The following is a 24,061-nucleotide window of genomic DNA, read 5'->3' on the forward strand; positions in this document are numbered from 1 at the left end:
GAGAGGACGTGCTGGAGTGGTGCGCCGTGCTGAGGAGCCCGGGCGCGCGGTCGCAGCCACGCGGCGCCACCGCCTCAGAGGCTACCGTCTCGCCCCGGCATCACCGAGCGAGCAGCGTGAGGGCGCGTGATGCCGCCTGGGCGAGGGTCGTGTCGACGAGGCCTGCCCCGTCGCTGACCCGGCCGCCGTGGAGCACCGCCTCGGCGACCGCCGCAGGCTCGAGACCGGCGAGCTCGACGCCGCGGGGCCTGGGCGCGAGGTCGCTCGCGACGACCCGCGCCCCCAGCGCCAGCGCTTCGCGCACGATGACCGAGTCGCCGTCCCAGCTCGTCGGCCGCAGGAAGACGCCGGCGCCCGCCAGCACGCCACTGACCTGCTCGGGGGTGAGGTCGAAGGAGAGGTCGACCCAGTCGAGCGGGGCGACCACCGACCCCAGCGCCTCGAGCTCCGGGCCCTGGTGGCCGTAGGCGAGGAGCTTGAGACGGGCGTCGGGCCACTCGGCTCGGACGAGCCGCACGGCCTCGACTCCGGCCTGCGCGTTGTAGTGCGCCAGCCCGGCGTTGGTCGCCAGCACGAGGGCGTGCGGGTCGCGCGGGGTCGCGCCCCGGGCGGCCACTCCCCTGGCGTCGAACGGCGTGACGACGGTGGTGCGGCCGGCGAGGTCCGGTGGCAGGAGCTCACGGATGGCGGCGTTGACGACCCAGAGCTCGTCGAAGGTGCGCAGCACCCGGAGCACGGCACGCCGCCGCGAGGGCGTCATCGCCGACAGCTGTCCGGCGGTCGAGCCGGAGTGGAGCACGAGCGCCTTGACCCCGGGCAGGGTGGCGAGCAGGGGTGCGAGCTGGGCGGCACGCCAGAGCCGGGTGATGTGCAGGACGTGCAGCGCGGGTCGGCTCCACAGCGTGGGCACGGCTCGGGCGGCTCGCGAGGCGGAGCCGGTGTCGACGTAGCTGACGTCGTGCCCGGCGGCTCGGAGCACCTCGGTCATCTGCCGGTGGCTCGTCAGGACGCCGCCGACCTCGCCGTGCTCCTGCGCCCACTGGACCACCCGGCGTGGCGCGTCGGCGCCGCTCGACGTGGCCCGGGAGTCTCCGGGCAGGGGGTCGACCTGCGGCATCAGTCCAGCCTCGAGCTGGTGAGCACACCGAGGAGGTGGCCCGCCGCGGTGACGAGCGCCAGCGGAACCATGACGACGACGAGGACCTGGGTGCCGACGAGGTCGCCTCGCACCGCGTCGACCATCGCGGCCGCGAGGGCGAGCAGGCTCGCCTCGACGGCGACGAAGGCCCGGAAGAAGGGTAGGTGACCGGCTGCGCGCCGCACCGCGGCGATGCCCGAGACCTTGGACGCAGCGGTCTGGGCGACGTCGTCGAGCAGCGGCCGGCCGGTCTTGGCGCGCGCGACGATGACGAGGTCGGTGAAGGCCTTGTTGACGAGGACGATGACCGCGACGACCAGCCCGAGGACCGTGTAGGCGCCGACGTCACCCGGGTGCGCAAGCGACCAGTCGTCTGCGCGCAGGCCGATCGCGATGGGGATCGAGGCCTCCGTCAGGTAGTGGCCGATGCGGTCGAGGTAGATGCCCGCGGGCGAGAACCGCTGCCGCCACCGGGCCACCTCCCCGTCGGAGCAGTCGAGCAGGATCTGCAGCTGCATCGCGAGGACCGCCACGAGCGGCCCGACGACGCCACCGAACGGGATCGCGAAGGCCCCGAGCACCCCGACGAGGATCATCAGCCACGTGACACCGTTGGGCGTGATGTGGGTCGGCAGCAGGGCCCGCGTGGCATAGATCGACAGGTGCCGGATGTAGAGCGCTCCCGCCCAGTGCTCGGCGTTGTAGCGCGCGATGTGCTCCGGCGGCTGCGCGACGGCCTTGAGCTCCGCGATGCTCGGGCGGTCGTTCGTGGGGTCGTGCGTCACGAGCGCCCATCCTGCCCTGTATGCCGCAGTGCCGGGTCACGAGGTCGCGGCGCGGGCCGCACGTGGGGGCTCACGAGGACGGGCAGTTCCGGTCTGCGGACCGGCCGATGAGGGTGTAGCGCGGCCCGATGAGGCTGACCCTGCTCACCCTGACGACCTCACGGGCATACGGCTCGCGCTGGGTCGGGCGAGGGGCGAACTCGCCGAGGACGCAGACGCGAGCGTCGGTGAAGAGTGACGTGACGTAGCTGGGGTAGCCCGGCTCGCGGCGGTAGTCGTAGATGACGGGTCCGGGCTGGTGGAAGCCGAACCACTCGTAGCCGGCGTCGACCGTCTCGGCCGCGTAGCCGAGTCGCGTCGCCTCGGTGCCGAGGCTCCACTTCGTGCCGTCGAAGGTCGCTGACGCGTCGACCTGAGCCACGCCGATGAGGGCGAGGACGGCCACCGCGGCACTGGCGACGAGGCGGCCGAGCAGCTGTGGTGCCTTCGACCGCGATGCGTGGATGGCCGCCGCGGCGAGGAAGGGCACGGCGCCGACGACGTAGCGGTCGAAGGGGCGACCACGGGTGATGATGACGACCACGACGACGAGAGCCACGGTGACCACGCCGAAGGTCAGGGCGATGCGCGGCGAGGGGTCGATGGATCGCACGGCAGTGGCGGGAGCCTCCGCCGAGTGGGTGTCGACCTCCGTCACCTCGCGTCGCCGTCGCCGCCAGTCGAGGAGCACGCTGACCGTGCGGGCAACGGCGAACGTGATGAGCAGCGAGGTCGCGACGTTGGCCGCGGCCATGATGCTCCACCACGCCTGCCGCGAGAACACGGCCGGCGCCACCCCCGCGAGGGTGCCCGAGTAGGACCCGCCGAGCCGCACGTAGTTGCCGACGAGGAGGGGATAGCCGAGCACGTGCGAGGTGTAGGTGAACAGCGCGATGAGTGCGACGGTGAGCGGCCACCACCGCAGCAGCATGCGCCACATCCCTCCGCGCCACACGGCCAGTGCGACGGGGAACATGAGGAAGCCCGTCGTCGTCAGGATCCCGGCGAGGACGTAGTAGACCCGCTGGCCCAGCTCGATCTCCGCGGTGAGGGCCCGCGGTCCGGCCACGAGGGTGTCGCGCCAGAGGAAGAGGGCCGCTGCGAGGAGTACCCAGACGATGCCCACCCCAGCGACGACGAGCAGCAGCCTGAGACGACCCGTGGGCCGGCGCCCGTGGGTGAGGAGCGCCGCGATGAGCACTGCAGCAGCGGCCGCGAGCGAGTACTCCCGCACGCTGAAGGCGAGCAGGGCGAGGACGAGCGACAGGGCGAGCCAGCCCCAGCGCAGGCGCGGCCCGCGCAGGGCCGGCACCGCGGCGCAGAGGCACAGGACCTGAAGGGCGATGGCCGGCACGTCGGACATGAACGACACGCTGAGCCCGCCCCAGATGGGTCCAACGGCGATGAGGGCGACGCAGAAGGCCGCCCAGAAGGCGGCGAGGAAGTGCCGGAAGAAGAAGTAGGCGGCCGCGAGCGCGACGGCCGACAGGAGGGCGACGGCCACCTGCAGCGGCGCGATCTGCGCCCCGAAGACGGCGATGACGGGCTGGGCGGCGACCACCTGGCCGACGAGCAGGGTGCTCGAGTAGGGGTCGAACGAGAGGTGACCGGTGCTCGCGAGCGAGAACGCGAGGCGGTAGTAGACCCAGTCGTCGTTGCGTGCGGCGCCGAGCGCGCCGTGCGCGGCAGCATCGGCGAGGTAGAGACCCGCGACGGCGAGCGCGGCGCACCACGCGAGCACCACCTCGAGCCGTGGCAGGCGGGGGCGCGCGACGTCCATGGCACTCTCCGGCCGGGATCCATCGAGGGGCTCCTGCACGTCCGGCGCCTGAGCCGCCTGAGCCGCCTGAGCCGCTGGGGCCGCCTGAGCCGCTGGGGCCGCGCTCGCAGGGGAGTCGTTCGGGGCGGGATCGTCGACCCCTGGCGTGTCGGTCATCCTCTGCCTTCCTGTGGTCGCAGGTGGGCTCGCCACCCGACGGCGGACTCAGCGACGTACAGCGCAGCCAGCACGACCGCCCCCGCCAGCAGGGCGGGCGCGGGTTCGGCAAGCGCGCCCCCGATGAGGGCGAGCACGACGACGCGGACCTCGAGGCCGGTGCCCCGCCGCAGCCAGGTCGCCGAGCCGCGCCCGGTCTCGCGGAGGCGGTAGACGTTGTCGTAGACGTGCCAGCACACGACGGCGAGCCACGCGTAGGCAGCCGCGCGGGCCGTGAGGTCCCCGCCGGCGGCGAGCAGCAGGGCGGCGGTCTCGATCGCGAGGAGCAGCGCCGGAACCTGCCAGGCGAGCCGACCGCGGCCGGAGGGCCGCGGCACCACGGCGAGGTCGCAGAGGTCGGCCAGCTGCCGGTCGGGACGGTCGCCCAGGAACCCGTCGCGGCGGGTGACGGCCCGCAGCAGGCGCCCGGTCTGGGTCCAGCCGAAGGCGATCACCGAGGCGACGCCGAGCGCCCAGAGCACGACGGCCGGACTCATCGTGAGCAGGCCCACCGACATGATGAGGTAGCGCTCGGCGATGGGCAGGTGGAGCACCTGCTTGATGGCGCGCACCCGACGGGCACGCGCCCCGGGCGGCGCGGGAACGTCGGTCGGAGCGTCCTCGGGGCCCCCGTCACCGATCCCCGAACCGTCGCGGAGCTCGTCGCCGAGCCCGTTCCCGAGCCCGTTCCCGAGTCCGTCGCGGAGCCCGTTCCCGAGCCCGCCGACAGCCGGGTGCTCGGGCCAGCCCGGCGCGCCCAGGAGCTGGGCCCGGCGGCGCATCGCGTAGGCGTGGTCCTCGACATGGCGCGCCGCGAGGACCGCGAGCACGAGCACGGCCAGCCACCACAGGTCGCTCCCCCGGCGAGCCGCGACCCAGGCGAGGGCCGCGACCATCGTGAACTCCTTGACGCGGTCGCTGACGGCGTCGAGCCACCCGCCGAGGGGGTTGGAGCGGCGGGTGAAGCGGGCGATCTCGCCGTCGACGCAGTCCACGACGAGCGAGGCCTGGAGCAGGACGGCGCCGAGCAGCCAGGCCCACCACCACCCGGTGGCGACGGCAGCACACGCAGCCAGCCCGAGCGCCAGGCTCACCGCCGTGACGACGTTGGGTGACCAGTCGCGCCCGAGGCCGTATGCCGTGAGCCTGCGCGAGAGGGGGCGGATCGCAACCGTGGAGAAGAGTCCGTCGTTGCCTCGTGAGGCGGCGCGCAGGCGCTGCTGCCACGCTGAGCCCGCTGCTCCTGGGGCCTGCCAGTCGCCACGCCGCACGCTCTGGTGGGAGAGGGTGACGGCCCGCACGAGCACACCGGCCCGCACCGCGGCGAGCAGCGCCACGTCGAACGGCGCGGCGCCACCCCACCCGCCACGAGCGCCGGCCGCTTGGGAGGCCTGGGCGGCCTCAGCCGCTTCTGCGGCCGCTGCAGCCGCTGCGGCCGCCGAGAGGGCCGCAGCCAGCGCGGGGCGGTCGGCGGCGCGGACGCGCAGGACGCCAACGGCATACCCCGTCGGTCGGGTGACGACGTGGCCGGCGGCCGCGACGGAGACCACCTGGCGGCCCGCCTCCGACACCCGCACGGCAGCGGGAGCGCCGCGGCGGTCGGCGACGGACGCGCCGTCGAGGACGGCTGCACAGGTCACGTCGGACGCGTCGAGCACGTCGAGCAGCCCGACTGAGCTCATCTCGAGGTCTGCGGCCACGAGCACGAGCGGCGAGCCGGCGTCGGACGCGGCGATCGCTGCCGCCTGCCCGAGCAGCGCGGGGAGCTCGCCCGACACCGGACGGCGCGTGAGGTCGAAGTCGGCAGCCAGCTCGGCCGGACCGTCCACCCCGTCACCGACGTCCGTGCCGTCCCCCGAACCGGCGCGCGCCGAGCGTGGCGGAGCCTGCTCGGCGCCGAGGACGACGAGCGTGCCCCCGGAGGAGGTGCCACGGAGGGAGCGGGCGCGCGGGCTTCCGACGAGCGGAGGCCGGCTCCAGGTCACCTCGCCGCGTCCGCGTCCGCGTTGTACTGCTCGATGATCTCCTCGACCGGGCCGTCACCGACGAGCGTGCCCTGCTGGAGGTAGAGCCCGCGCTTGGCGAAGCGGCGCAGGTCGGCCTCGCTGTGCGACACCATGAAGAGCGTCTTGCCGCCGGCGAGCATGTTCTCCATGCGGAGGTAGCACTTCTCGCGGAAGGCGCGGTCGCCCACGGCGAGCACCTCGTCGACGAGCACGATCGGCTCGTCGAGGGTCGTGATGAGCGCGAAGGCGAGCCGCACCTGCATGCCCGAGGAGAAGTGCCGGTAGGCCATGTCCATGCCTGCCCGCACCTGGGGCCCCGCGAAGTCGACGATCTCGTCGTAGCGCTCGTCCATCTGCGCCTTGCTGAGCCCGTGGAGGCCGCCGGCGAGGTAGAGGTTGTCGCGGGCGGTGAGCTCGCCGAGGAAGCCGCCGGTCAGCTCGATGAGCGGGGCGACTCCCCCGCGCACCTTGACGCCACCCTCGTCGGGGATCATGACGCCGGCGATCATCTTGAGCAACGTGCTCTTGCCGCTGCCGTTGCCACCGACGAGGCCGACGGCCTCACCCTGCTCGACGGTGAACGAGATGTTGCGCAGCGCCCAGAAGGTGTCCTTGGGAGCGAGGTTCTTGCCCTTGAAGACGATCTCGCGCAGCGACATCTTGCGGCGGCGGCTGCGGTAGAACTCGATCCCGAGGTCCTTGGACTCGATGACTGGACGCATCAGATTTCCTTGAGCACGGGGGCTTCGAGCCTCTTGAACACGATGGTGCCGGCGATCAGGGTCACGAACGTGATGACGAAGGACGAGATGATCGAGGGCACGTTGAGCTCGTGCGGGAAGAACCCGGCACGGTACATCTCGAGGATCCCGGCCATGGGGTTGAGCAGCAGGATCTTCTGCAGCACCGGGGGCGCCGCGTGCACGCCGTAGATGATCGGGGTGGCGTAGAAGCCCATCCGGAGCGCGATGCGCACGATCCTCGGCATGTCGGTGAAGAGCACGGTCACCGGCGCGAGGATGAGGCCGACGCCCACGGAGAGCAGGAACTGCAGCACGATGGCGACCGGCATGAGCAGGATCCGGTAGTGGATCTTCGTCTCGCCGACAGCGATGAAGAAGATCGCGAAGCCGAACATCACCGGCAGCGAGAGCAGGAACTCGATGCCCTTCGCGACGACGATGCGCACGACCCAGAGCTCGCGAGGGAGGTTCGTCGAGCGGACGAGGCGCGACTCGGCGAGCAGGGCGCGTGACGTCTCTGTCGCGCACTGCGAGAACCACTGCCAGGCCAGCACGCCGATGACGATGAAGAGGACGTAGGGCTGGTAGCCGACCCGTCGGGCCTCGAAGATGTAGGTGAAGACGACGAAGTAGATCAGCGCCATCGCGAGCGGGTCGAGGATCGTCCACAGGTAGCCGATCGGGCTCCCGGCGTAGCGGACGTGCAGGTCGCGCCTCACCAGGGTGTCGAGGACCTGCCTCCGGGCGATGATGCCTCGCGCCTGGGGCAACAGGATCATGCGAGCGAGTCCTACCTTCTGAGGTGTGGGGTGAGAGGCTGCGGAGCGGGGTGAGCCGCCCGACCGGGCCGGCGCCGATCGGAAGTCTAGGCCCCCGACGATGTGTGGCGCCCGCGCCGTGCCTGTACGCGGCCGGGGAGAACTCTGTGGTCACCGGGTCCCACCGTTACCCTTTCCCCGACACGACAGACTCTGACGACGACGACACCTAACGGACACAAGGGGCAAATCACGTGCTGGGCCGATCTGAAGCGAAGCAACGGGCGAGTCGGGCGATGCACGCGGTGCGTCGCTCCATCCCGCACCACCGTTGGGAGGCCGTCCGCGACCGGCTTCACCCGGCCCTGCGCCAGACCCTTGCCGCCGCGCTGACCCCGTCGACCCCGAGCCTCGGCCGGGTCTCGGTCGTCGTGCCCTGCTACAACGTGGAGGAGTACCTCCCCGACTGCCTCGACAGCATCATCGGCCAGAAGTACCGCGACCTCGAGGTCATCGTCGTCATCGACGGCAGCCCCGACGCCAGCGCCGACATCGCCCGCGGCTACGCCCGCTGGGACCGCCGCGTCATGGTCATCGAGCAGCCCAACGCCGGTCTCGGCGCCGCCCGCAACACCGGGATCCGCGCCGCCCGAGGCGAGTTCATCGCCTTCGTCGACTCGGACGACACCCTGCCCCCCAAGGCGATCGCGACGATGGTCTCCTGCCTGTCGACGTCGGGCTCCGACTTCGTCGTGGGCAACCTCGAGCGCCGCAACGAGGCCCGCAGCTGGGTGCCGCTCTGGGCCCAGGAGGTGCACCGCCGCGACCGCACGGGACTGACCCTCGACGAGTTCCCCGAGGTCCTCGCCGACGTCTTCGCCTGGAACAAGCTCTTCCGTCGGCGGTTCTTCGACCGCGCGGTCGGCTCCTTCCCCGAGGGCATCCGCTACGAGGACCAGGAGCCGTCGGCCAAGGCCTACTCGAGCGCCGCCGCGTTCGACGTGCTCCACGAGGTCGTCTACTCGTGGTACGTCCGCGGCGACGGCACCTCGATCACCCAGCAGAAGTCCAACATCGTCGACCTCGCCGACCGCCTCACCGTGATGTCCAACGTCGCCGACGTGCTGCGCGAGCGGGCCAGCGCCCCGGTCCTGCGCGAGTGGCAGGCGAAGTCCGTGGGCCTCGACCTGCGCGCCTACTACAACGAGGTCCCGCGCACGGGCGAGGACTACTGGCACGCGCTCGCCTCCGGGGTGCGCGCCGTCACCAAGGACATGGACGAGCACGGATGGGGGCTCGTCAGCATCCACGACCGGCTGCTCGCCCGCATGGTCGAGCAGGGGCACCGCGACGACATCCGCATCGCCCTGCGCCGGCGCAGCGAGGTGGGCGACGCGTGGGAGACCGACCTCGACGCGCAGCCGCCCCAGGCCCGCCCGCTCTACCTCGACGACCTGCAGACCTACCGTCCGAGCGCGAGCGACCTCGCGCTCACCGACGTCGACAACCGGATGCGCATCATCGGCTTCGGCTACGAGGTCGACGGCGACGACCTCGTCGTCAGCGGCATGGCGTGGGTGCCGGGGCTCGACCTCGCGGGCAGCCCGTCGACGCTCGAGGCGCACCTCGTCGACGAGACGGTCGAGGGCCCCCACACGCCCGACTCCGACATCGTGCTGTCGGTCGAGCGCTTCGAGGACCCCACCCTCGACGAGCTTGCCGGCTGGTCCTCGCCGAGCCAGGCCGGCGCGGGCTTCCGGGTGCGCATCGACCTCGCCGACCTCGCCGCCGCCCTCGAGGCACGCCACCCGGCCGTCGACGACGTCGTCGAGTCCCACCCCGGCTGGCACCTCGAGCTCGAGCTCGCCGTCGCGCGAGCGGACGGCGGCGCCCCCCACACGTGGCGCTCGCCGCTGACGTCGTGGGACCGGCGCTGGACCGGCAACGACCTCGAGGTCTCGCCGCTGCACGACGGCAAGCGGGTCGTCGCCCTGCACTCCGCTGCCCGCGGCGTTCACTTCCACCTCTTCGCACCTCAGGTCACCGCGACGACGGCCCGCCTCGAGGGGCGCGACCTGCACCTCGTCGCCGAGGCAACCGGGTCCGACCCGATCACGGAGTTCACCATCTCGTGCGGCAAGGTCGGCCTGCGCCGCTCGTTCCCCGCCGTCGCCGTCGACGGTCGCTACGAGGCCACGCTCGCCGTGCCGCCGCTGCCCCTGGGCGCCTCCCCCGTCGTCGACCACCAGTGGGGGGTCCGCGCCGTCGTCGGCGGCGAGTCGCTGCCGATCGTCTGGGCCGGCTCGACGGGCGAGCTCTCGAGCACCTCACCGCACACCGGCGGCCTGCGGCTCGGCGTCACCGGACCGGGGCGGGTCCGCATGCTCGATCGCAAGCTGCACGCCACCGTCCACCGCGTCGACGTCGCCGACGACCTGCGCTCCTTCACCGTCACGGGGTATGCCGCCTCCGACGTCGGCGCGCAGCTGCACCTCGCGCTCGTGTCCGACCAGGGCACCGGGGTCTGGGAGCCCACGGACGTGCGCCACGACCTCGCGACCGGACGCTTCGACGCCGACTTCGCCCTGCAGACGCAGAGCTGGGGCGAGACCGTGGCGCAGACGACCGGTGCCTACTCGCTCCGACTCCTGCACGGTGACGGCGACCTCGACCGGGCCGTCTGGATCCCCGTCGCGCCGCACGCCGTCGACGACGTCAGCCCGCGCTTCCTGCACTGGCACCGGGGCAGCGACATCGCCTTCCGTTTCACCCTGACCTCGCGAGCCCGGGCGCTGTGGGTCAACACCCGGAGCGCGGTGCCCGAGGAGGACTGGACCCGCGCGGGCCAGTGGTCGGTGCGACGCGGCATACCGGCACTGCTGTCCTCGCCGATCGAGGACGGCGTGCTCTTCTCGACCTTCGGCGGGCGGTCGGCCGCCGACTCACCGCTCGCGCTGCACGACGAGCTCGTGCGGCGCGGCTACCCGCACCGGCTCGTCTGGGAGGTCGCCGACGGCACGGCCGTCGTGCCCGAGGGCGCCGAGACCGTCGTCATCGGCACCCGCGAGCACCTGCGCGCGCTGCACACCTCGCGCCACCTCGTGGCCAACAACAACTTCCCGTTCTACTACAGCAAGCACCCGGACCAGACGTATGTGCAGACCTGGCACGGCACCCCGCTGAAGAAGATCGGCCAGCACGTGCCGGCCCAGGGCCTGTCGCTGTCCTACCGCGACCTCATGAGCCGCGAGGCGAAGGCGTGGGACCTGCTGCTCGCGCAGAACGACTTCGCGACCACGACCCTCGCCGAGGCGCTCGAGTTCGAGGGCGAGGTGCTCAACGTCGGCTACCCCCGCAACGACCTGCTGAGCACGGGCGCCGACGCCGACCGCGACCGCATCCGGGCGCGCCTGGGAGTCCCGCAGGACGCCCGGCTCGTGCTCTACGCGCCGACGTGGCGCGACAACGTGCGCACGGCGACCGGCGGCTACGCGATGGTCAACCACCTCGAGCTCGATGCCGTGTCGCACGCCTTCGGGGCCGGCTCCGTGCTGCTCGTGCGTGGCCACAGCAACACGCCGGGGCTCGGCGACGCGACGGCGTCGAACGTCGTCGACGTGTCGCGCTACCCCGACATCACCGAGCTGATGCTCGTCGCCGACGTCCTCATCACCGACTACTCGTCGATCATGTTCGACTTCGCGAGCACCCGGCGCCCGATGCTCTTCCTCACGCCCGACCTCGCCGAGTACGCCGGCACGACCCGCGGCTTCTACCTCGACTTCGCCGACATCGCGCCCGGGCCGCTGCTCTCCTCGACCGACGAGGTGCTGCGCTCGCTCACGGGGCTCCCCCAGCTCGAGACGACGTATGCGGACCGCTACGACAGCTTCCGCACGACCTTCGCGCCGCGTGACGACGGGCGCGCCGCGGCCCGGGTCGTCGACGCCGTCTGGGGCCGCTGACGAGAAGCTGACCGGTTCACTGGTCGCCCCCTGGAGAGAGGGCGACCAGTGCCCACCTCCCCGATCGAAAGAGCGATTCGTCGCTACGGGGCGGCGCCGATGGCGCGCTCGAACTCCTGCACGACGGCGGCGTTGTAGCCCTCGGGGTCGAAGCCGGCGATCGGCACGCGCCCCTCGACGGCGGCGACCATGCCCTCGGCGAGGGCGTCGACCGTGCGTTCGACGACGAGGCCGTCCCCTTCGCCCAGCGCCGAGCCGACGGAGTCGAACGCCGTCGAGACGACGGGCAGCCCGACGGTGCGCGCCTCGAGGATGACCATCGGCTGGCCCTCGTAGTCGCTCGAGAGGACGAAGCACCGGGCCGAGCCCATGATCGACCACGGGTTGCGCTGCAGCCCGACGAAGAGCACGAGCCCGGTGAGCCCGAGCCGGGTGACGAGCGCCTCGAGGTCGACGCGCAGCGGGCCGTCGCCGACGACGACGAGCCGGATCTCGGGGTGCCTGCGGTGCGCGAGCTGGAAGGCCTCGACGAGCCGGGTGTGGTTCTTCTCCGGCGAGACCCGCCCCACGGTGACGAAGACGTACGGGTCGGCGCCGTCCGCGGTCGGCCGGAGCCGGTCGAGCGTGCCCTCGGGCACCGGCTCTGCCGCACCGCTCTCGACGCGCTGGACGTCGATGGTGTTGCGCGCGGCGGCGAACTTCTCCGGGGGTGCCCACTGCGACAGCGACCGGGCGTTGATGTCGCGCAACGCCTCCGACACCGAGACTACGTGGTCGAAGCGCGCATAGCTCGTGAAGACGGCCCGCAGGTTGGCCTCGTGCGGCCGCTTGCCCTTGACCTCTCGCATCTGGTCGGCGAGCAGGTCGTTGTGCTGCCACACCGAGCGGGTGCGCGCCGGCGCGTGCCCGAGCAGGAAGGTCCACGCGGGCGAGTAGCCGCTGAAGTCGACGACGTGGTCGAAGAACGCGGAACCGACGACGCGCCTCCAGTCCTGGGCGAGGGCGGCATCAAGCCTCGCGAGCGCCTCGGGCGAGACGGCGTCGATGTGGCCGCGCATCATCCGGCGCCGGTTCAGCCACTGCGCCTTGCTGATGGCCGGCGTGCCCTGGCGCACGAACAGACGCACCCGGGGGTCGATCGCCTCGGCGTTGGCCCGGCGGTCGTCGTTGTCGATCGGGCCCGTGACGACCGAGACGTCCCACCGGGCGTGGTCGATGCTGCGCAGCAGGTTGAGGGCCGAGCTCGTGATGCCGTTCGACATCATCCCGCCGAGGTAGAGCATGAGGGTGCGACGACCGTCGCGGCGGGTGCGACGCACGAGGTGGCCATCGCGGCGGTCTCGCACGACGACGTCGATGACCCGCTGGGTCGCCCCGCCGTCGTCGCGGGGAGCGAAACGGGCGCGCGCGGCGGCATACGGACGCCCGTGGGTGACGGCGGGGTCGAGGGCGGCGCCCGTGCCGACGGCGGCGATGACGTCGGCGAGCTCGCGCGCCGAACCGACCTGGGGTCCCGGCAGCTCGTCGGGGGCGAGGTAGCACCCGCGGTAGCCGTCGTACTCCTCGCGGTCGGGGGTGTGGAAGACGACCGGGCGGCCGGTGCCGAGGAAGTCGAAGAAGATGCTCGAGTAGTCGGTGACGAGCACGTCGGTGATGCCGAGGACGGCATTGGTCGGCAGGTGGTTGGGCACGAGCCGGCCCGCGAGCCGCGGCTCGGCGGAGGCGAAGCGGAAGACCTGCTGGTGCACCTTGAGCAGCACCCGGTGCCCCGCGGGCAGCAGCTGCTCGAGCTCGTCGACGAGCGCGGCGAGGTCGGCGGCGTCGTTGCGCGGGGTGTGGAACGACTCGCCCTTCCACGTCGGGGCGAGCAGGACGAGGCGCTGCCCGGCGCCGAGCACGACGCCCTCGGCGCGGAGCCGCGCCCGGGTGCCCTCGAGCTGCTCCGCGCCTGCGTACTGGAGGTCGGTGCGGGGGTAGCCCACCTCGACGAGCTCACCCGGGGCGATGTTGACGAGACGGTAGGCGTGCTCGTACATCTGCTCCGACATGAACGCGCTCGTCGAGAGCAGGTAGTCGGCCATCATGAAGTTGCGCAGCACGTTGCGGGCACCCCAGCCGCCCTGCGCCTCGTCGTAGCCCATCGCCTTGAGCGGCGTGCCGTGCCACGTGTTGAGGTAGGTCTGGCCCGGGCGCTTGCCCCACTCGGGCGGGAACGTCGCGTTGTTGACGAGCAGCCCTGCCGTGGCGAGCGCCCGGTGGTAGGCCACCGACCCGCGCCGCACGAAGCGCACCCGCGCGTCGTCCGCGAACTCCGCCACCGTCGAGGCGTATGCCGTGAGGTCGGCGAGCACCCAGACGTGACGGAGGTGCTGCTGCTCGGGGTCGGCGAGCAGCGCGCGGAAGATCGCCTCGGGGTTGCAGAGCATGCCGTTGCCGGCGAACGACTCGTAGACGACGAGGTCGGGGTCGACCGGCAGGGACCGCGCGGCCGCCTTGAGCTCGTGGGGCGCGGCCTGTCCGACCTTGCGGGCAAGGCGCTTCAGCCTGCGAACCGGACGGGGCAGCTCCATGAGGGTGGACTCCTTGGTCTCCGGGGCTCGTGGTCTCGGGGTCAGCTGTCGGCAGCGGTCTGCGGCGGGTGGTGGCGGGCGGCGGGTCGCCGGTCGGCAGGGTAGCGGGATCGGCTGGGTGGGTGCGCTCAGCGGGTGAGGCGGCGGGGGCTCGTGATGAAGCCGACCCCCCAGGCCCAGTGCATCGTCGCGAGCACGGCCGGAGTCGCGACCCGGGTGCGTGCGGACTCGCCACGCGAGATGGCCGCGCCACCCGCGACGATCCCCGCGGCATACGCGGCGGGAACGGCCCAGGCGGGCGCCCAGAAGAAGCCCGCCACGGTGGCGGCGGTCGTGACGACGACCATCGTCGGCGGCGCGAGGTAGCGCGGGTTGATCGTGCCCTCGTGGTGACGGGCGACGACGCGGCGCCAGCGCCCGTAGTGGAAGTACTGCTTGGCGAGGGCCTTGACCGAAGCCCGGGGGCGGTAGGTGACCCGCAGGTCGGGGGTGAACCACACGGTGCCGCCGGACTCGCGGATGCGGTGGTTCATCTCCCAGTCCTGGGCGCGGGCGAAGTGCGGGTCGTAGCCGCCGACGCGCTCGAGCGCCGAGCGGCGGAACACGCCGAGGTAGACGGTGTCGGCGGGGCCCGGCTCCCCGCCGGTGTGGAAGCGGGCGCTGCCGACGCCGATGGGGCTGCGCATCGCGCAGGCGACGGCGCGCTCGAAGTCGGTGCTGCCCCGGGCGTCCATGATGCCGCCGACGTTGTCGGCGTCGACCCGCTCGAGCTCTGCGACGGCGACGCGGATGTAGTCGTCGGGGATCTCGGCATGGCCGTCGACGCGCACGATGATCTCGCCGGTCGCGGCGCCGATGGCGGCGTTGAGCCCGTCAGGGGTGCGCCCGGACGGGTTGGGCACCAAACGGACCCGCGCGTCGTGCGCGGCGACGTCGGCCGCGACCTCGTCGGTGCGGTCGCGCGAGGGGCCGAGGGCGAGGACGACCTCGATCGGGCCGGGGTAGTCCTGGGCGAGGATCATGGCGACGGCGTCGCGCAGGTGCCGCTCCTCGTTGAGCAGCGGCATGATGACGCTGACCGGAGGGGTGGCCCCTGGGGTGGCGGTCACGCTGTGGTCCTTCGTCGTGGGCGGAAGTCGGCGGGGTCGAGCGCGGGCAAGCCTACTTGAGCGAGCGGACCGTCCTGCGCGGTCTGGCGTCCACGGTCGCCACCCGTGTGGCACCATCGTCGCGTCCAGCACCCAGCGACGGGACGACCTCGATGACGACACCTGCCCGGCACGGCTCCGAGACCCCGCGGCTGCCGGCCCTGCAGCGGGCCCGCCACTGGCAGCTGACCCGCGGCCTCGACTCCGGTCCGGTGAGCGAGGTCGTCGTCGAGCGGGACGTCCGCGTGCCCATGTCGGACGGCACCGTCCTGCTCACCGACCACTGGGTGCCGACGACGCCCACCCCGGGTGCGCCCGTGCTGCTGACGCGAACGCCTTACGGGCGCGACGGGTTCGGCGCCGAGGCGCTGACCTTCGCCGAGCGCGGCCACCACGTCGTCGTGCAGAGCTGCCGCGGGCACTTCGGTTCCGAGGGGACCTTCAACCCGTTCTTCGACGAGACCTCTGACGGGCTGGACTGCGTCGCGTGGATCGAGGAGCAGCCCTGGTTCACCGGGCGGATCCACACCTACGGCGGCAGCTACGTCGGCATGACGCAGTGGGCTCTGACTCCGCGCCTGCCCGACTCGGTCGAGGCCATGGTCATCGGCATCTCGGCCCGGTCGTTCCTGCGCTCGATCATCCACCACCGCGGCGGGTTCGGCCTCGAGACCGCCGTGGCCTGGCACGTCGTGCTGGGCTCGATGGAGGACTCGGCCATCAGCCAGCTCCGCACCCAGCTCGCCGCGCGGGGCGCCGTGTCGCGCGGCGGCGACGCGATCCCTCCGACGCGTGCGGTCGAGCGGGCGACGGGCACCGACACCCCCTACTTCCAGGACTGGCTGGCGCACGGCCCGGACGACCCCTGGTGGGAGCCGACCGACTTCGAGCTGTCGCCCTCGGTCGTGCCGCCGCTCGTGCTCGTCGCGGGCTTCTACGACCTCTTCGGCCACGCCCAGATCGAGGACTTCGTCGCCCTGCGTGCTGCCGGCCGGCCGGTGCGGCTCGTCGCCGGTCCGTGGACGCACGTCTCGCCCGAGATCAGCACGGTCGCGGTCGCGGAGTCGCTGCGCCAGCTCGCCGGGGTCGAGGCCTCGCACGCAGAGCGAGCCGTGCGCATACGGCCGATCGGCGGGTCCTCGTGGCTGGGCTTCGACGCGTGGCCGCCGCCCGGGCACCTCCTGACGCTGCACCCGCACGAGGACGGCAGCCTGCGGCCCGACCCGCCGACGCGCTCGGCCGAGGTGGGCTACCACTACGACCCCGCGCGGCCCACCCCGATGGGCGGCGGACGGTCGCTCAACGTCTGGACCGCCGGACGCCGTGACCAGAAGGTCCGCGAGGAGCGCGACGACGTGCTCGTGTGGACGAGCGGCCCGCTGACTCGCGACACGCTCGTCGCGGGCGAGGTCGAGGTCACCGTCGAGATGGCCTCGACCAACCCGACGGTCGACCTCTTCGTCCGCCTCTGCGAGGTCGACCGACGGGGCCGGTCGTGGAACCTCGCCGACGGCTACCTGCGCGCCGCCGACGACGGCACCGAGCGCGGGAGGCTCGTCCCGGCGCGCCGCCACGTCGTCACGCTCGGGGCGACCGCGGCGCAGGTGCGCCGGGGCCACCGCCTGCGGCTGCAGGTCTCGAGCGGCGCCCACCCCCTGCACCTGCGCAACCCCGGCACCGACGACCCCGTGCGCGATTTCAGCAAGCTCGTCGGCAGCGACCAGCGCGTGGCCCTCGGGCCCGCCGCGACACACGTCGTCATCCCGATCGCCGACGTGTCCGGCTCCTGAGGGCCGGACACGTCGGCGCCCTCACGCGAGGAGGGCGGCACCCAGGTGCTCCCCCTCCCGCGCCCCGGGCAGGACGGCATACACCCCGCTGCCGATCGGCGTCGTCCAGAGGCCCAGCAGGTCGGCCTCGTCGAGACGGCGCTGGATGGGCACGAACTGGCGCACCGGGTTGGCCTGGAACGACACGAACACGAGCCCGGTGTTCGTCCGCGTGCCCGGTGCCGGGGTGTCGTCGTATGCGTACGGCCGGCGCAGGATGCGCTCGTGCGGCTGCGCGGGCATGGCCCTGCGCATGTGCGACGCGGCATCGATGACCGGGAAGCCGAGCCTGTCCACGGCGCTCAGGTCCGGCGGGTCGCCCGCCCGAGTGCCGGTCAGCGGGGCGCCGGTGTCGAGGCGGCGGCCGACGGCGTTCTCGCGGGCCGTGCGGTCGGCCTTGTCCCACCGGTCGAGATCCATGGCGATGCGGCGGATGACGAGCGAGGTGCCGTCGCGCAGACCCTTGGGAGCGGGCGAACCGTCGGCGCCGACCCAGAGGAGCGGGTCGTCGAGGCCGTCGACCCGGGGCTGCACCGTGCCGTCGACCTGCCCGAACGGGTGCGGAAGGTCAGCTCCGGTCGCGACTGCGTGAGGGGCTCACGGAAGCCGCGCTGCACCCAGCGCTGCTCGGCAAGGGTGTCGGCCCCCACGACGAGACGCCGCTGGGCATGGGCGACGGCGACCGGCGACACGGCGCAGACCTGGAGCAGCAGGTCGGTCTGCGGCCATTCGCCGCCGAGGCGGTCGACCGAGAAGGCCGGCAGCGGCGTGAGCCAGTCGGGCCGCTCGGCCGTCAGGCCCGCCGCGTCGTAGAACCCCGGGCCCACCGCGACGGTGACGGTCAGGCCCGACGGCACCTCCGCGAGCTCCGGCTCGAGGTCGGTGAGCGGCGCCCGCGCCGACATGAGCCGCTCGATGTCGTCGGTCCACACCCTCAGGAGCCGGGCGCACGTCTCGCGGGTGGCGCCGCGCGGCAGGTCGAGGCCGACGAACGACGCGTACGGCTGCGGCGGGTCGACGACCCCGGCCTGCCGGTTGCCTCGGAACGCGACGGTGCCCGCGCCGTCCGTGCGGGCTGCGTCGTCTGTGTTGGTAGCGAGGCCCGCGGTGGCCGCCGTGCTCTCGCGGGGCGGTGACGTGGGGCTCGCGGCGGCGACCGTGGCGACGCCGAGCCCCCCGGCGGCGAGCAGGCCGTTGCGCAGCAGCGCTCGGCGACCGACCCCAGGCGGTGCTTCCGACGAGGTGCTGCGGCCGGGCTCGGGACGGCCGGGCTCGCGGCGGCCGGGCTCGGAGCGGCCGGGCTCGGAGCGGCCGGGCTCGGAGCGGCCGGGCTCGGGACGGCCGGGCTCGGAGCGGCCCATCACGGGGTGGCGCTCGTCGGCGACATGTCGTGCATCGTCGGCGTGCCGGTCGGGCTCTGGGGGCTGTAGGTCTCCTCGGCTCCCGCGAAGGAACGCACCGGCACGGTCCACTCGAACGTCTCGCCGCCGGTGGCGACCATGGAGAACGTCACGTCCTGACCGTTGTCGAGGGGCTGCGTCAGCCCCATGAGCATGAGGTGATCGCCTCCGGGGCTGAGGGTCAGGGTGCCGTGGGGCGGCACGACGAACCCGCCCTTCTTCTCCGTCATCGTCATCGAGCCGTCGGCCTGCTTCTCCATCGTGTGCAATTGGACCATCTGCGCCGTCGGCGTCGAGCCGCTGACGATGGTGACGGCGTGATCAGCAGGGTTGGTGATGGTGCCGAAGGCAGCGGTCATGCCCGAGCCGGCCTTGACCCACCCGGAGTCCAGGGTCAGTGCACGGCTGTGTTCTGGCGCGTGCTGCGCCGTGGCCGTCGCGACGGAGGTCGGCGCGCCGGCCGCGCTGGCCGCGACCCGGGTGCCAGGCGTCGCGCCTGCGGCGCAGGCGGTGAGCACGAGCGGCGCCGCGAGCAGGGCCGCCGCAGGGGCCAGGCGCTGCCTTGACGATGCGGAGGCGGGCGATGAGGGGGCGGACGGCGACGAGACGGATGGGGAGAGCGACAAGCGGTGCGTGGTCGTGCGGTTCATGGTGATTCCTTCGGGCAGGCGTGGATGTCGGTGCATGACAGCGGACGCGGGCACGGGGCACGCGTCTAGGCTCCGGGGGCCGGTGAGCCGGCGGCCGGAGGAGTCAGGCAGCGTGTGCTGGGGGTCCACGCCCCGGCACCACGAGCACGAGGTGCCGATGCGTCGCCTCGGCGCGGTGGAAGGCGCCGAGGAGCGGGGTCGGCCGCAGCCGAGGGAGCTGTGGTGTGCCGCGACGCACGACGGCATCGACGATGCGCCAGAGGAGGGACTCCCCGTGGCGCAGGAGCATGGCGAGCAGCAGGGCGGCGACGAGGTGGGTCAGCAGCATGACGAGGCCGGCCGACGGAGAACCCGTCATGCCTGGCATTCCGGTCATGCCTGGCATTCCGGGCATGCCTGTCGTGCCTGTCACTCCGGTCGTGCCGGCGAGCCCAGCGGGTCCGCCAGTGGCCAGGACCGTGGACGTCGCGGCCTGCGCCTGGAGGCAGCCCGAGGTGAGTGCGTGCACGTGGTCTGCCGCTGCGCCCGTGCACGCCAAGGTCGCGGTCGCGGCGCCCGAGAAGAAGGTGAGAATCCCATGGCCCACGAGCTGACCGATGGCAAGAGCGGGGAAGAGGTGCCGGAAGCGGCGCTCGCGGGCCGACCCGATCAGGGCGACCGGCCAGCAGAGGGCTCCGAGTGCCACGATGCCGGCCGTCGAGGCCGACCCACCGGCCCACTCGTGGCCGACGACGGTCACGAGCACGACCGTGGCAACGAAGGCGGCGGCACGGAGCAGTCGCACTCCCCCGACCCCCGCCGCCAGCATGACGACGATCCTAGCCGCGCGCTGTCAGCGGTCCTCAGCCGAGGAGCTGGCGGGCCATGACGATGCGCTGGACCTGGTTGGTGCCCTCGTAGATCTGGGTGATCTTGGCGTCGCGCATCATCCGCTCGAGCGGGAAGTCGCTCGTGTAGCCGGCCCCGCCGAGCAGCTGCACGGCGTCGGTCGTGATCTTCATCGCGACGTCAGAGGCGTAGCACTTCGCTGCGGCGCCGAAGAAGGTGAGGTCCTTGTCGCCCCGCTCGGACTTGGCTGCGGCGACGTAGACCATCTGGCGCGCGGCCTCGAGCTCCATCGCCATGTCGGCGAGCATGAACTGGATGCCCTGGAAGTCGGCGATGCGCTTGCCGAACTGCTTGCGCTCCTTGACGTAGGCGAGCGCCTGGTCGAGCGCGCCCTGCGCGATGCCGACGGCCTGGGCACCGATCGTGACGCGGGTGTGGTCGAGGGTGCGCAGCGCGAGCTTGAGCCCGCCGCCGACCTCGCCGACGACGCGGTCGGCCGGCAGCCGCACGTTGTCGAAGTGCAGCTCGCGCGTGGGGCTGCCCTTGATGCCGAGCTTGCGCTCCTTCTCACCGAAGGTGAAGCCGGCGTCGGACTTCTCGACGACGAAGGCCGTGACGTTGCCGCCGCGGGGGCCGTCGGGGTCGGTGACGGCGAGGACGGTGTAGTACTCGGAGACGCCGGCGTTGGTGATCCACGACTTCTGGCCCGAGAGCACCCACCCGTCTCCGTCCTGGCGAGCGCGGCACTTCATGGCCGCTGTGTCGGAGCCGGCCTCGCGTTCGGAGAGGCCGTAGGAGAAAGTCGTCTTCCCCTGGGCGAGCGGCGTGAGGTAGCGCGACTTGAGCTCCTCGTTGCCGGCGAGGATGAGGGGCAGCGACCCGAGCTTGTTGACCGCGGGGATGAGTGAGCTCGACGCGCAGACCCGAGCGACCTCCTCGATGACGATGCAGGTCGCGAGCGCGTCGGCGCCGACCCCGTCGTACTCCTCAGGCACGTGCGGTGCGAAGAAGTCGGAGGCCACGAGGGCGTCGTGCGCCTCCTGCGGGTAGCGGGCCTCGGCGTCGACGGCCGCGGCATACGGCGCGATCTTGTCCTCGGAGACCGCGCGGACCGCCTCGCGCAGGGCCTCGTGGTCCTCGCTCGTGCGGAACAGGTCGAAGTGGGTGTCGGTGCTCACGGTCGCGATCCTACTCACGAGTTCGGATTAGTAGGACGTCCTCGTGATCGACGCCACGCCGGCCACCGGCAGCCTGTCGTCCACGATGAGGACGGCCGTTTCCGGCGACGGAAGCGCCCCTCGTAGACTGCCTCCAGGTCATGAGCGCCAGCGACAAGCCCCGGCTCGCTGGCCGGCAACCCTCCAACCGCGGTGGGGTGCCCCGGGTGAGGACCTGGCCCGTCGCCGTCCGGCGCGCGGGCAAGCGCGGAGACTCCTCTCCCGCACCGCCTCGTCGGTGCTCGGGCCATCGCAGGCCCGGTCGTCGACACGAACGAGAAAGTCGAGCACCACGATGACCGACGGCCCCAACTGGTCCTTCGAGACCAAGCAGATCCACGCCGGGCAGAGCGCCGACAGCGCCACGGGCGCACGGGCCCTGCCGATCTACCAGACGACGAGCTACGTCTTCAACGACACCGACCACGCGGCAAACCTGTTCGGGCTCAAGGAGTTCGGCAACATCTACACCCGCATCATGAACCCGACGACCGACGTCGTCGAGCAGCGCATCACCGCGCTCGAAGGTGGCGTCGGCGCCCTCCTCGTCGCCTCCGGCCAGTCGGCCACGACGCTCGCCCTGCTCAACATCGCCGAGGCCGGCGACCACATCGTCGCCTCGCCGAGCCTCTACGGCGGCACCGTCAACCTGCTGAAGTTCACCTTCCCCAAGCTCGGGATCGAGGTGAGCTTCGTCGAGGACCCGACCTCGATCGAGTCGTGGCGCGCGGCCGTGCGGCCCAACACCAAGGCCTTCTTCGGCGAGACGATCGCCAACCCCAAGGCCGAGGTGCTCGACATCGAGGCCGTGGCCGCCCTCGCCCACGAGCACGGCGTGCCGCTCGTCGTCGACAACACCATCGCGACGCCCTACGTGATCCGCCCCATCGAGTGGGGCGCCGACGTCGTCGTGCACTCGGCGACGAAGTACCTCGGTGGCCACGGCACGTCGATCGCCGGCGTCATCGTCGACGCGGGCCGCTTCGACTACGCCGCGGACCCCGAGAAGTTCCCCAACTACAACACGCCGGAGGAGAGCTACCACGGTCTCGTCTTCGCGCGCGACCTCGGTGTCGGGAGCGCGCTCGGCGCCAACCTCGCCTACATCCTCAAGGCCCGGGTGCAGCTGCTGCGCGACCTCGGTCCGGCGGCGGCGCCCTTCAACGCCTTCCTCGTCGCGCAGGGCATCGAGACGCTCTCGCTGCGCATCGAGCGCCACCTCGACAACGCAGCCAAGGTCGCCGCCTTCCTTCAGGACCACGACCAGGTCGAGAAGGTCGTGTGGGCGTCCCTGCCCGACAGCCCCTCCTATGAGCTCGCGCAGAAGTACGCGCCGCGTGGCGCCGGCGCCGTCCTCTCCTTCGAGATCGTCGGCGGCCTCGAGGCGGGCAAGAAGTTCGTCGAGGCGCTGTCGCTGCACAGCCACGTCGCCAACATCGGTGACGTGCGCTCGCTCGTCATCCACCCGGCCTCGACGACCCACTCGCAGGGCCCCGAGGCGGACCGGCTCGCCGCCGGCGTCACCCCGGGCCTCGTGCGCCTCTCGGTCGGCATCGAGCACATCGACGACATCATCGCCGACCTCGAGCAGGGCTTCGCCGCCGCCAAGTCCTGACCCCACCCGTCGAGTGGCCACTCTTCGTCGCACCCCACCCGTCGAGTGGCCACTCTTCGTCGCACCCCACCCGTCGAGTGGCCAGCTTTCGTCGTTTCCCGCACGTCGAGTGGCCACTCTTCGTCGCCTCGTGGAGGTCGAATGGCCAACTCTTGTCGTGGCGCGGATTGGCCACTCGACAAGGGTGAAGCGACAAGGAGTGGCCACTCGACGTGGGTGAGGCGACCAGGAGTGGCCACTCGACGGGGTAAATGGGGCGGAGGTGGATCGGCAGGACTGGCACAGTGAACGTCATGCCGATCCGCTACCCCGCTCCCCTGCGCCCCGGCGACCGCATCGGGTCACCTCCCCGAGCTCCGGCGTCGCCGACGACCTCTGGCCCCGCTTCACGTATGCCGTGGACTTCCTGCAACACAAGGGTTTCGACGTCGTCGTGGGCGAGCTCAACCACACCTCGCACCACTCCCCCTCGCACGTCAGCGGGCCGCGCGAGGCGCGCGCGGCCGAGCTCATGGCGATGCTGCTCGACCCCTCGATCCGCGCAGTCGTACCGCCGTGGGGCGGTGAGACGTGCATCGACCTCATCGACCTGCTCGACGCCGACGCCGTGGCGGCCGCGGAGCCGACGTGGTGCGTTGGGTTCTCCGACACCTCGACCTGGCTGACCCCGCTGACGATCACCACAGGGATCGCGACGATCCACGGGCAGAACCTCATGGACACGCCCTACGCGCTGCCGGACGGCATACGGCACTGGGTCGACGTCGCGGCCACCCCGACCGGAGGGGAGATCGTGCAGCGCTCGCCCGGCGTCTTCCGGACGACGGGGCACGACGACTACGCGGCCGATCCGGAGGTGTCGGACTACCTCCTCGACGGGCGCGGTGGCTGGGTGCGTCTCGACCCGGGCCACGAGGGCGAGCCGGTGACCGTCTCGGGACGGCTCGTCGCGGGCTGCGTCGAGGCGGTGGGCTTCCTCGCCGGCGGGCGCTTCGCCGACCTCGGCGCGTTCGCCGAGACCCACGCGCCAGAGGGCATCGTCCACGTGCTCGACGTCGCGGAGTGGCCCTCGACCGACATCTGCCGGGCCCTGCACGCGATGCGGCTGCGCGGCTGGTTCGACCGCTCCACCGGCATCCTCGTCTCGCGCACCCGAGCGCCGGGCCTGCCGGACTTCTCGCAGCACGACGCCGTGCGCGACGCCCTCGGGATGCTCGGCGTGCCGATCCTCGCCGACGTCGAGTGCGGGCACGTGCCGCCCTTCCTCGCGCTCGTGCAGGGAGCCGAGACGACCGTCGCCTTCGAGGACGTCGACGGCCGCGGCCGGGGCACCATCACGCAGCGGCTGGCCTGAGCGTCTCCCGACGGGCCGGTATGCCGGCGCGCCCGGTCCCG

At 72.4% G+C, this 24,061-nt stretch carries 16 protein-coding genes, 1 pseudogene and 1 riboswitch; of the genes and pseudogenes, 4 read left to right on the forward strand and 13 right to left on the reverse strand.

All coding sequences use genetic code 11. From position 1 onward, the window contains the following. Nucleotides 1–100 precede the first annotated feature (100 nt). The 6 genes from FHX52_RS08885 to FHX52_RS08910 all read right to left on the reverse strand — a co-directional run bounded on the left by FHX52_RS08885 (nt 101) and on the right by FHX52_RS08910 (nt 7,465). Complete coding sequence (locus tag FHX52_RS08885; protein ID WP_141821559.1) at nt 101–1,117, reverse strand: glycosyltransferase family protein; 1,017 nt, start codon at nt 1,115–1,117, stop codon at nt 101–103. Beyond that, complete coding sequence (locus FHX52_RS08890; protein ID WP_141821560.1) at nt 1,117–1,923, reverse strand: CDP-alcohol phosphatidyltransferase family protein; 807 nt, start codon at nt 1,921–1,923, stop codon at nt 1,117–1,119. Before FHX52_RS08890 ends, FHX52_RS08885 begins: the two co-directional genes overlap by 1 nt. A gap of 70 nt (nt 1,924–1,993) precedes the next feature. Continuing rightward, a complete protein-coding gene (locus tag FHX52_RS08895; protein WP_141821561.1) occupies nt 1,994–3,742 on the reverse strand; it encodes a glycosyltransferase family 39 protein in 1,749 nt (582 codons plus the stop codon). A gap of 152 nt (nt 3,743–3,894) precedes the next feature. Continuing rightward, the gene (locus tag FHX52_RS08900) at nt 3,895–5,922 is read right to left on the reverse strand and encodes a CDP-alcohol phosphatidyltransferase family protein (RefSeq protein WP_141821562.1); all 2,028 of its coding nucleotides are present in this window, start codon (nt 5,920–5,922) and stop codon (nt 3,895–3,897) included. Then, nucleotides 5,919–6,665 (reverse strand): ABC transporter ATP-binding protein, encoded by a 747-nt coding sequence (locus tag FHX52_RS08905; protein WP_141821563.1) that lies wholly within the window; start codon nt 6,663–6,665, stop codon nt 5,919–5,921. Before FHX52_RS08905 ends, FHX52_RS08900 begins: the two co-directional genes overlap by 4 nt. Further along, on the reverse strand, nt 6,665–7,465 hold the full coding sequence (locus tag FHX52_RS08910) for an ABC transporter permease (RefSeq protein ID WP_141821564.1): 801 nt from the start codon (nt 7,463–7,465) through the stop codon (nt 6,665–6,667). Before FHX52_RS08910 ends, FHX52_RS08905 begins: the two co-directional genes overlap by 1 nt. A gap of 275 nt (nt 7,466–7,740) precedes the next feature. On the opposite strand from FHX52_RS08910, the gene FHX52_RS08915 reads away from it, so the two are divergent. Next, nucleotides 7,741–11,409, forward strand: coding sequence for a bifunctional glycosyltransferase/CDP-glycerol:glycerophosphate glycerophosphotransferase (locus FHX52_RS08915; protein WP_141821565.1), 3,669 nt, complete (start codon nt 7,741–7,743; stop codon nt 11,407–11,409). 83 nt (nt 11,410–11,492) lie between these two features. Here FHX52_RS08915 and FHX52_RS08920 read toward each other — a convergent pair whose 3' ends face one another. Together FHX52_RS08920 and FHX52_RS08925 are read right to left on the reverse strand one after the other, a co-directional pair. Continuing rightward, nucleotides 11,493–13,979 carry a glycosyltransferase gene (locus FHX52_RS08920; RefSeq protein WP_141821566.1) on the reverse strand — a complete coding sequence of 829 codons (2,487 nt, stop codon included), beginning with the start codon at nt 13,977–13,979 and terminating at the stop codon, nt 11,493–11,495. A gap of 128 nt (nt 13,980–14,107) precedes the next feature. Then, a complete protein-coding gene (locus FHX52_RS08925; RefSeq protein ID WP_281287984.1) occupies nt 14,108–15,088 on the reverse strand; it encodes a glycosyltransferase family 2 protein in 981 nt (326 codons plus the stop codon). A 152-nt stretch (nt 15,089–15,240) separates the two neighbouring features. Between FHX52_RS08925 and FHX52_RS08930 the strand changes: the two genes are divergently transcribed. Beyond that, nucleotides 15,241–16,917 (forward strand): CocE/NonD family hydrolase, encoded by a 1,677-nt coding sequence (locus FHX52_RS08930; RefSeq protein WP_141821567.1) that lies wholly within the window; start codon nt 15,241–15,243, stop codon nt 16,915–16,917. Between the two features lie 21 nt (nt 16,918–16,938). On the opposite strand, the gene FHX52_RS24535 is transcribed toward FHX52_RS08930, so the two are convergent. The 5 genes and pseudogenes from FHX52_RS24535 to FHX52_RS08950 form a co-directional block, all read right to left on the reverse strand. Then, on the reverse strand, nt 16,939–17,490 hold the full coding sequence (locus FHX52_RS24535) for a Dyp-type peroxidase (protein WP_141821568.1): 552 nt from the start codon (nt 17,488–17,490) through the stop codon (nt 16,939–16,941). Between the two features lie 125 nt (nt 17,491–17,615). Continuing rightward, a pseudogene (locus tag FHX52_RS24540) lies at nt 17,616–18,317 on the reverse strand (Dyp-type peroxidase); the annotation flags it as partial. Then, nucleotides 18,317–19,006 (reverse strand): copper chaperone PCu(A)C, encoded by a 690-nt coding sequence (locus tag FHX52_RS08945; protein ID WP_185747145.1) that lies wholly within the window; start codon nt 19,004–19,006, stop codon nt 18,317–18,319. The gene FHX52_RS08945 and the pseudogene FHX52_RS24540, both read right to left, overlap by 1 nt. Nucleotides 19,007–19,109: 103 nt before the next feature. Continuing rightward, nucleotides 19,110–19,814, reverse strand: a complete 705-nt coding sequence (locus tag FHX52_RS24545; RefSeq protein ID WP_185747146.1) for a hypothetical protein — start codon at nt 19,812–19,814, stop codon at nt 19,110–19,112. A 34-nt stretch (nt 19,815–19,848) separates the two neighbouring features. Then, nucleotides 19,849–21,012, reverse strand: coding sequence for an acyl-CoA dehydrogenase family protein (locus FHX52_RS08950; protein ID WP_141821571.1), 1,164 nt, complete (start codon nt 21,010–21,012; stop codon nt 19,849–19,851). A 136-nt stretch (nt 21,013–21,148) separates the two neighbouring features. Continuing rightward, nucleotides 21,149–21,265, forward strand: a riboswitch (SAM riboswitch). A 24-nt stretch (nt 21,266–21,289) separates the two neighbouring features. On the opposite strand from FHX52_RS08950, the gene FHX52_RS08955 reads away from it, so the two are divergent. Beyond that, the gene (locus tag FHX52_RS08955) at nt 21,290–22,666 is read left to right on the forward strand and encodes a bifunctional o-acetylhomoserine/o-acetylserine sulfhydrylase (protein ID WP_281287985.1); all 1,377 of its coding nucleotides are present in this window, start codon (nt 21,290–21,292) and stop codon (nt 22,664–22,666) included. 397 nt (nt 22,667–23,063) lie between these two features. Then, nucleotides 23,064–24,020 carry an LD-carboxypeptidase gene (locus FHX52_RS08960; protein ID WP_246069711.1) on the forward strand — a complete coding sequence of 319 codons (957 nt, stop codon included), beginning with the start codon at nt 23,064–23,066 and terminating at the stop codon, nt 24,018–24,020. Nucleotides 24,021–24,061 lie beyond the last annotated feature (41 nt).

Source organism: Humibacillus xanthopallidus, assembly GCF_006717145.1.
Classification (GTDB): Bacteria; Actinomycetota; Actinomycetes; order Actinomycetales; family Dermatophilaceae; genus Humibacillus; species Humibacillus xanthopallidus.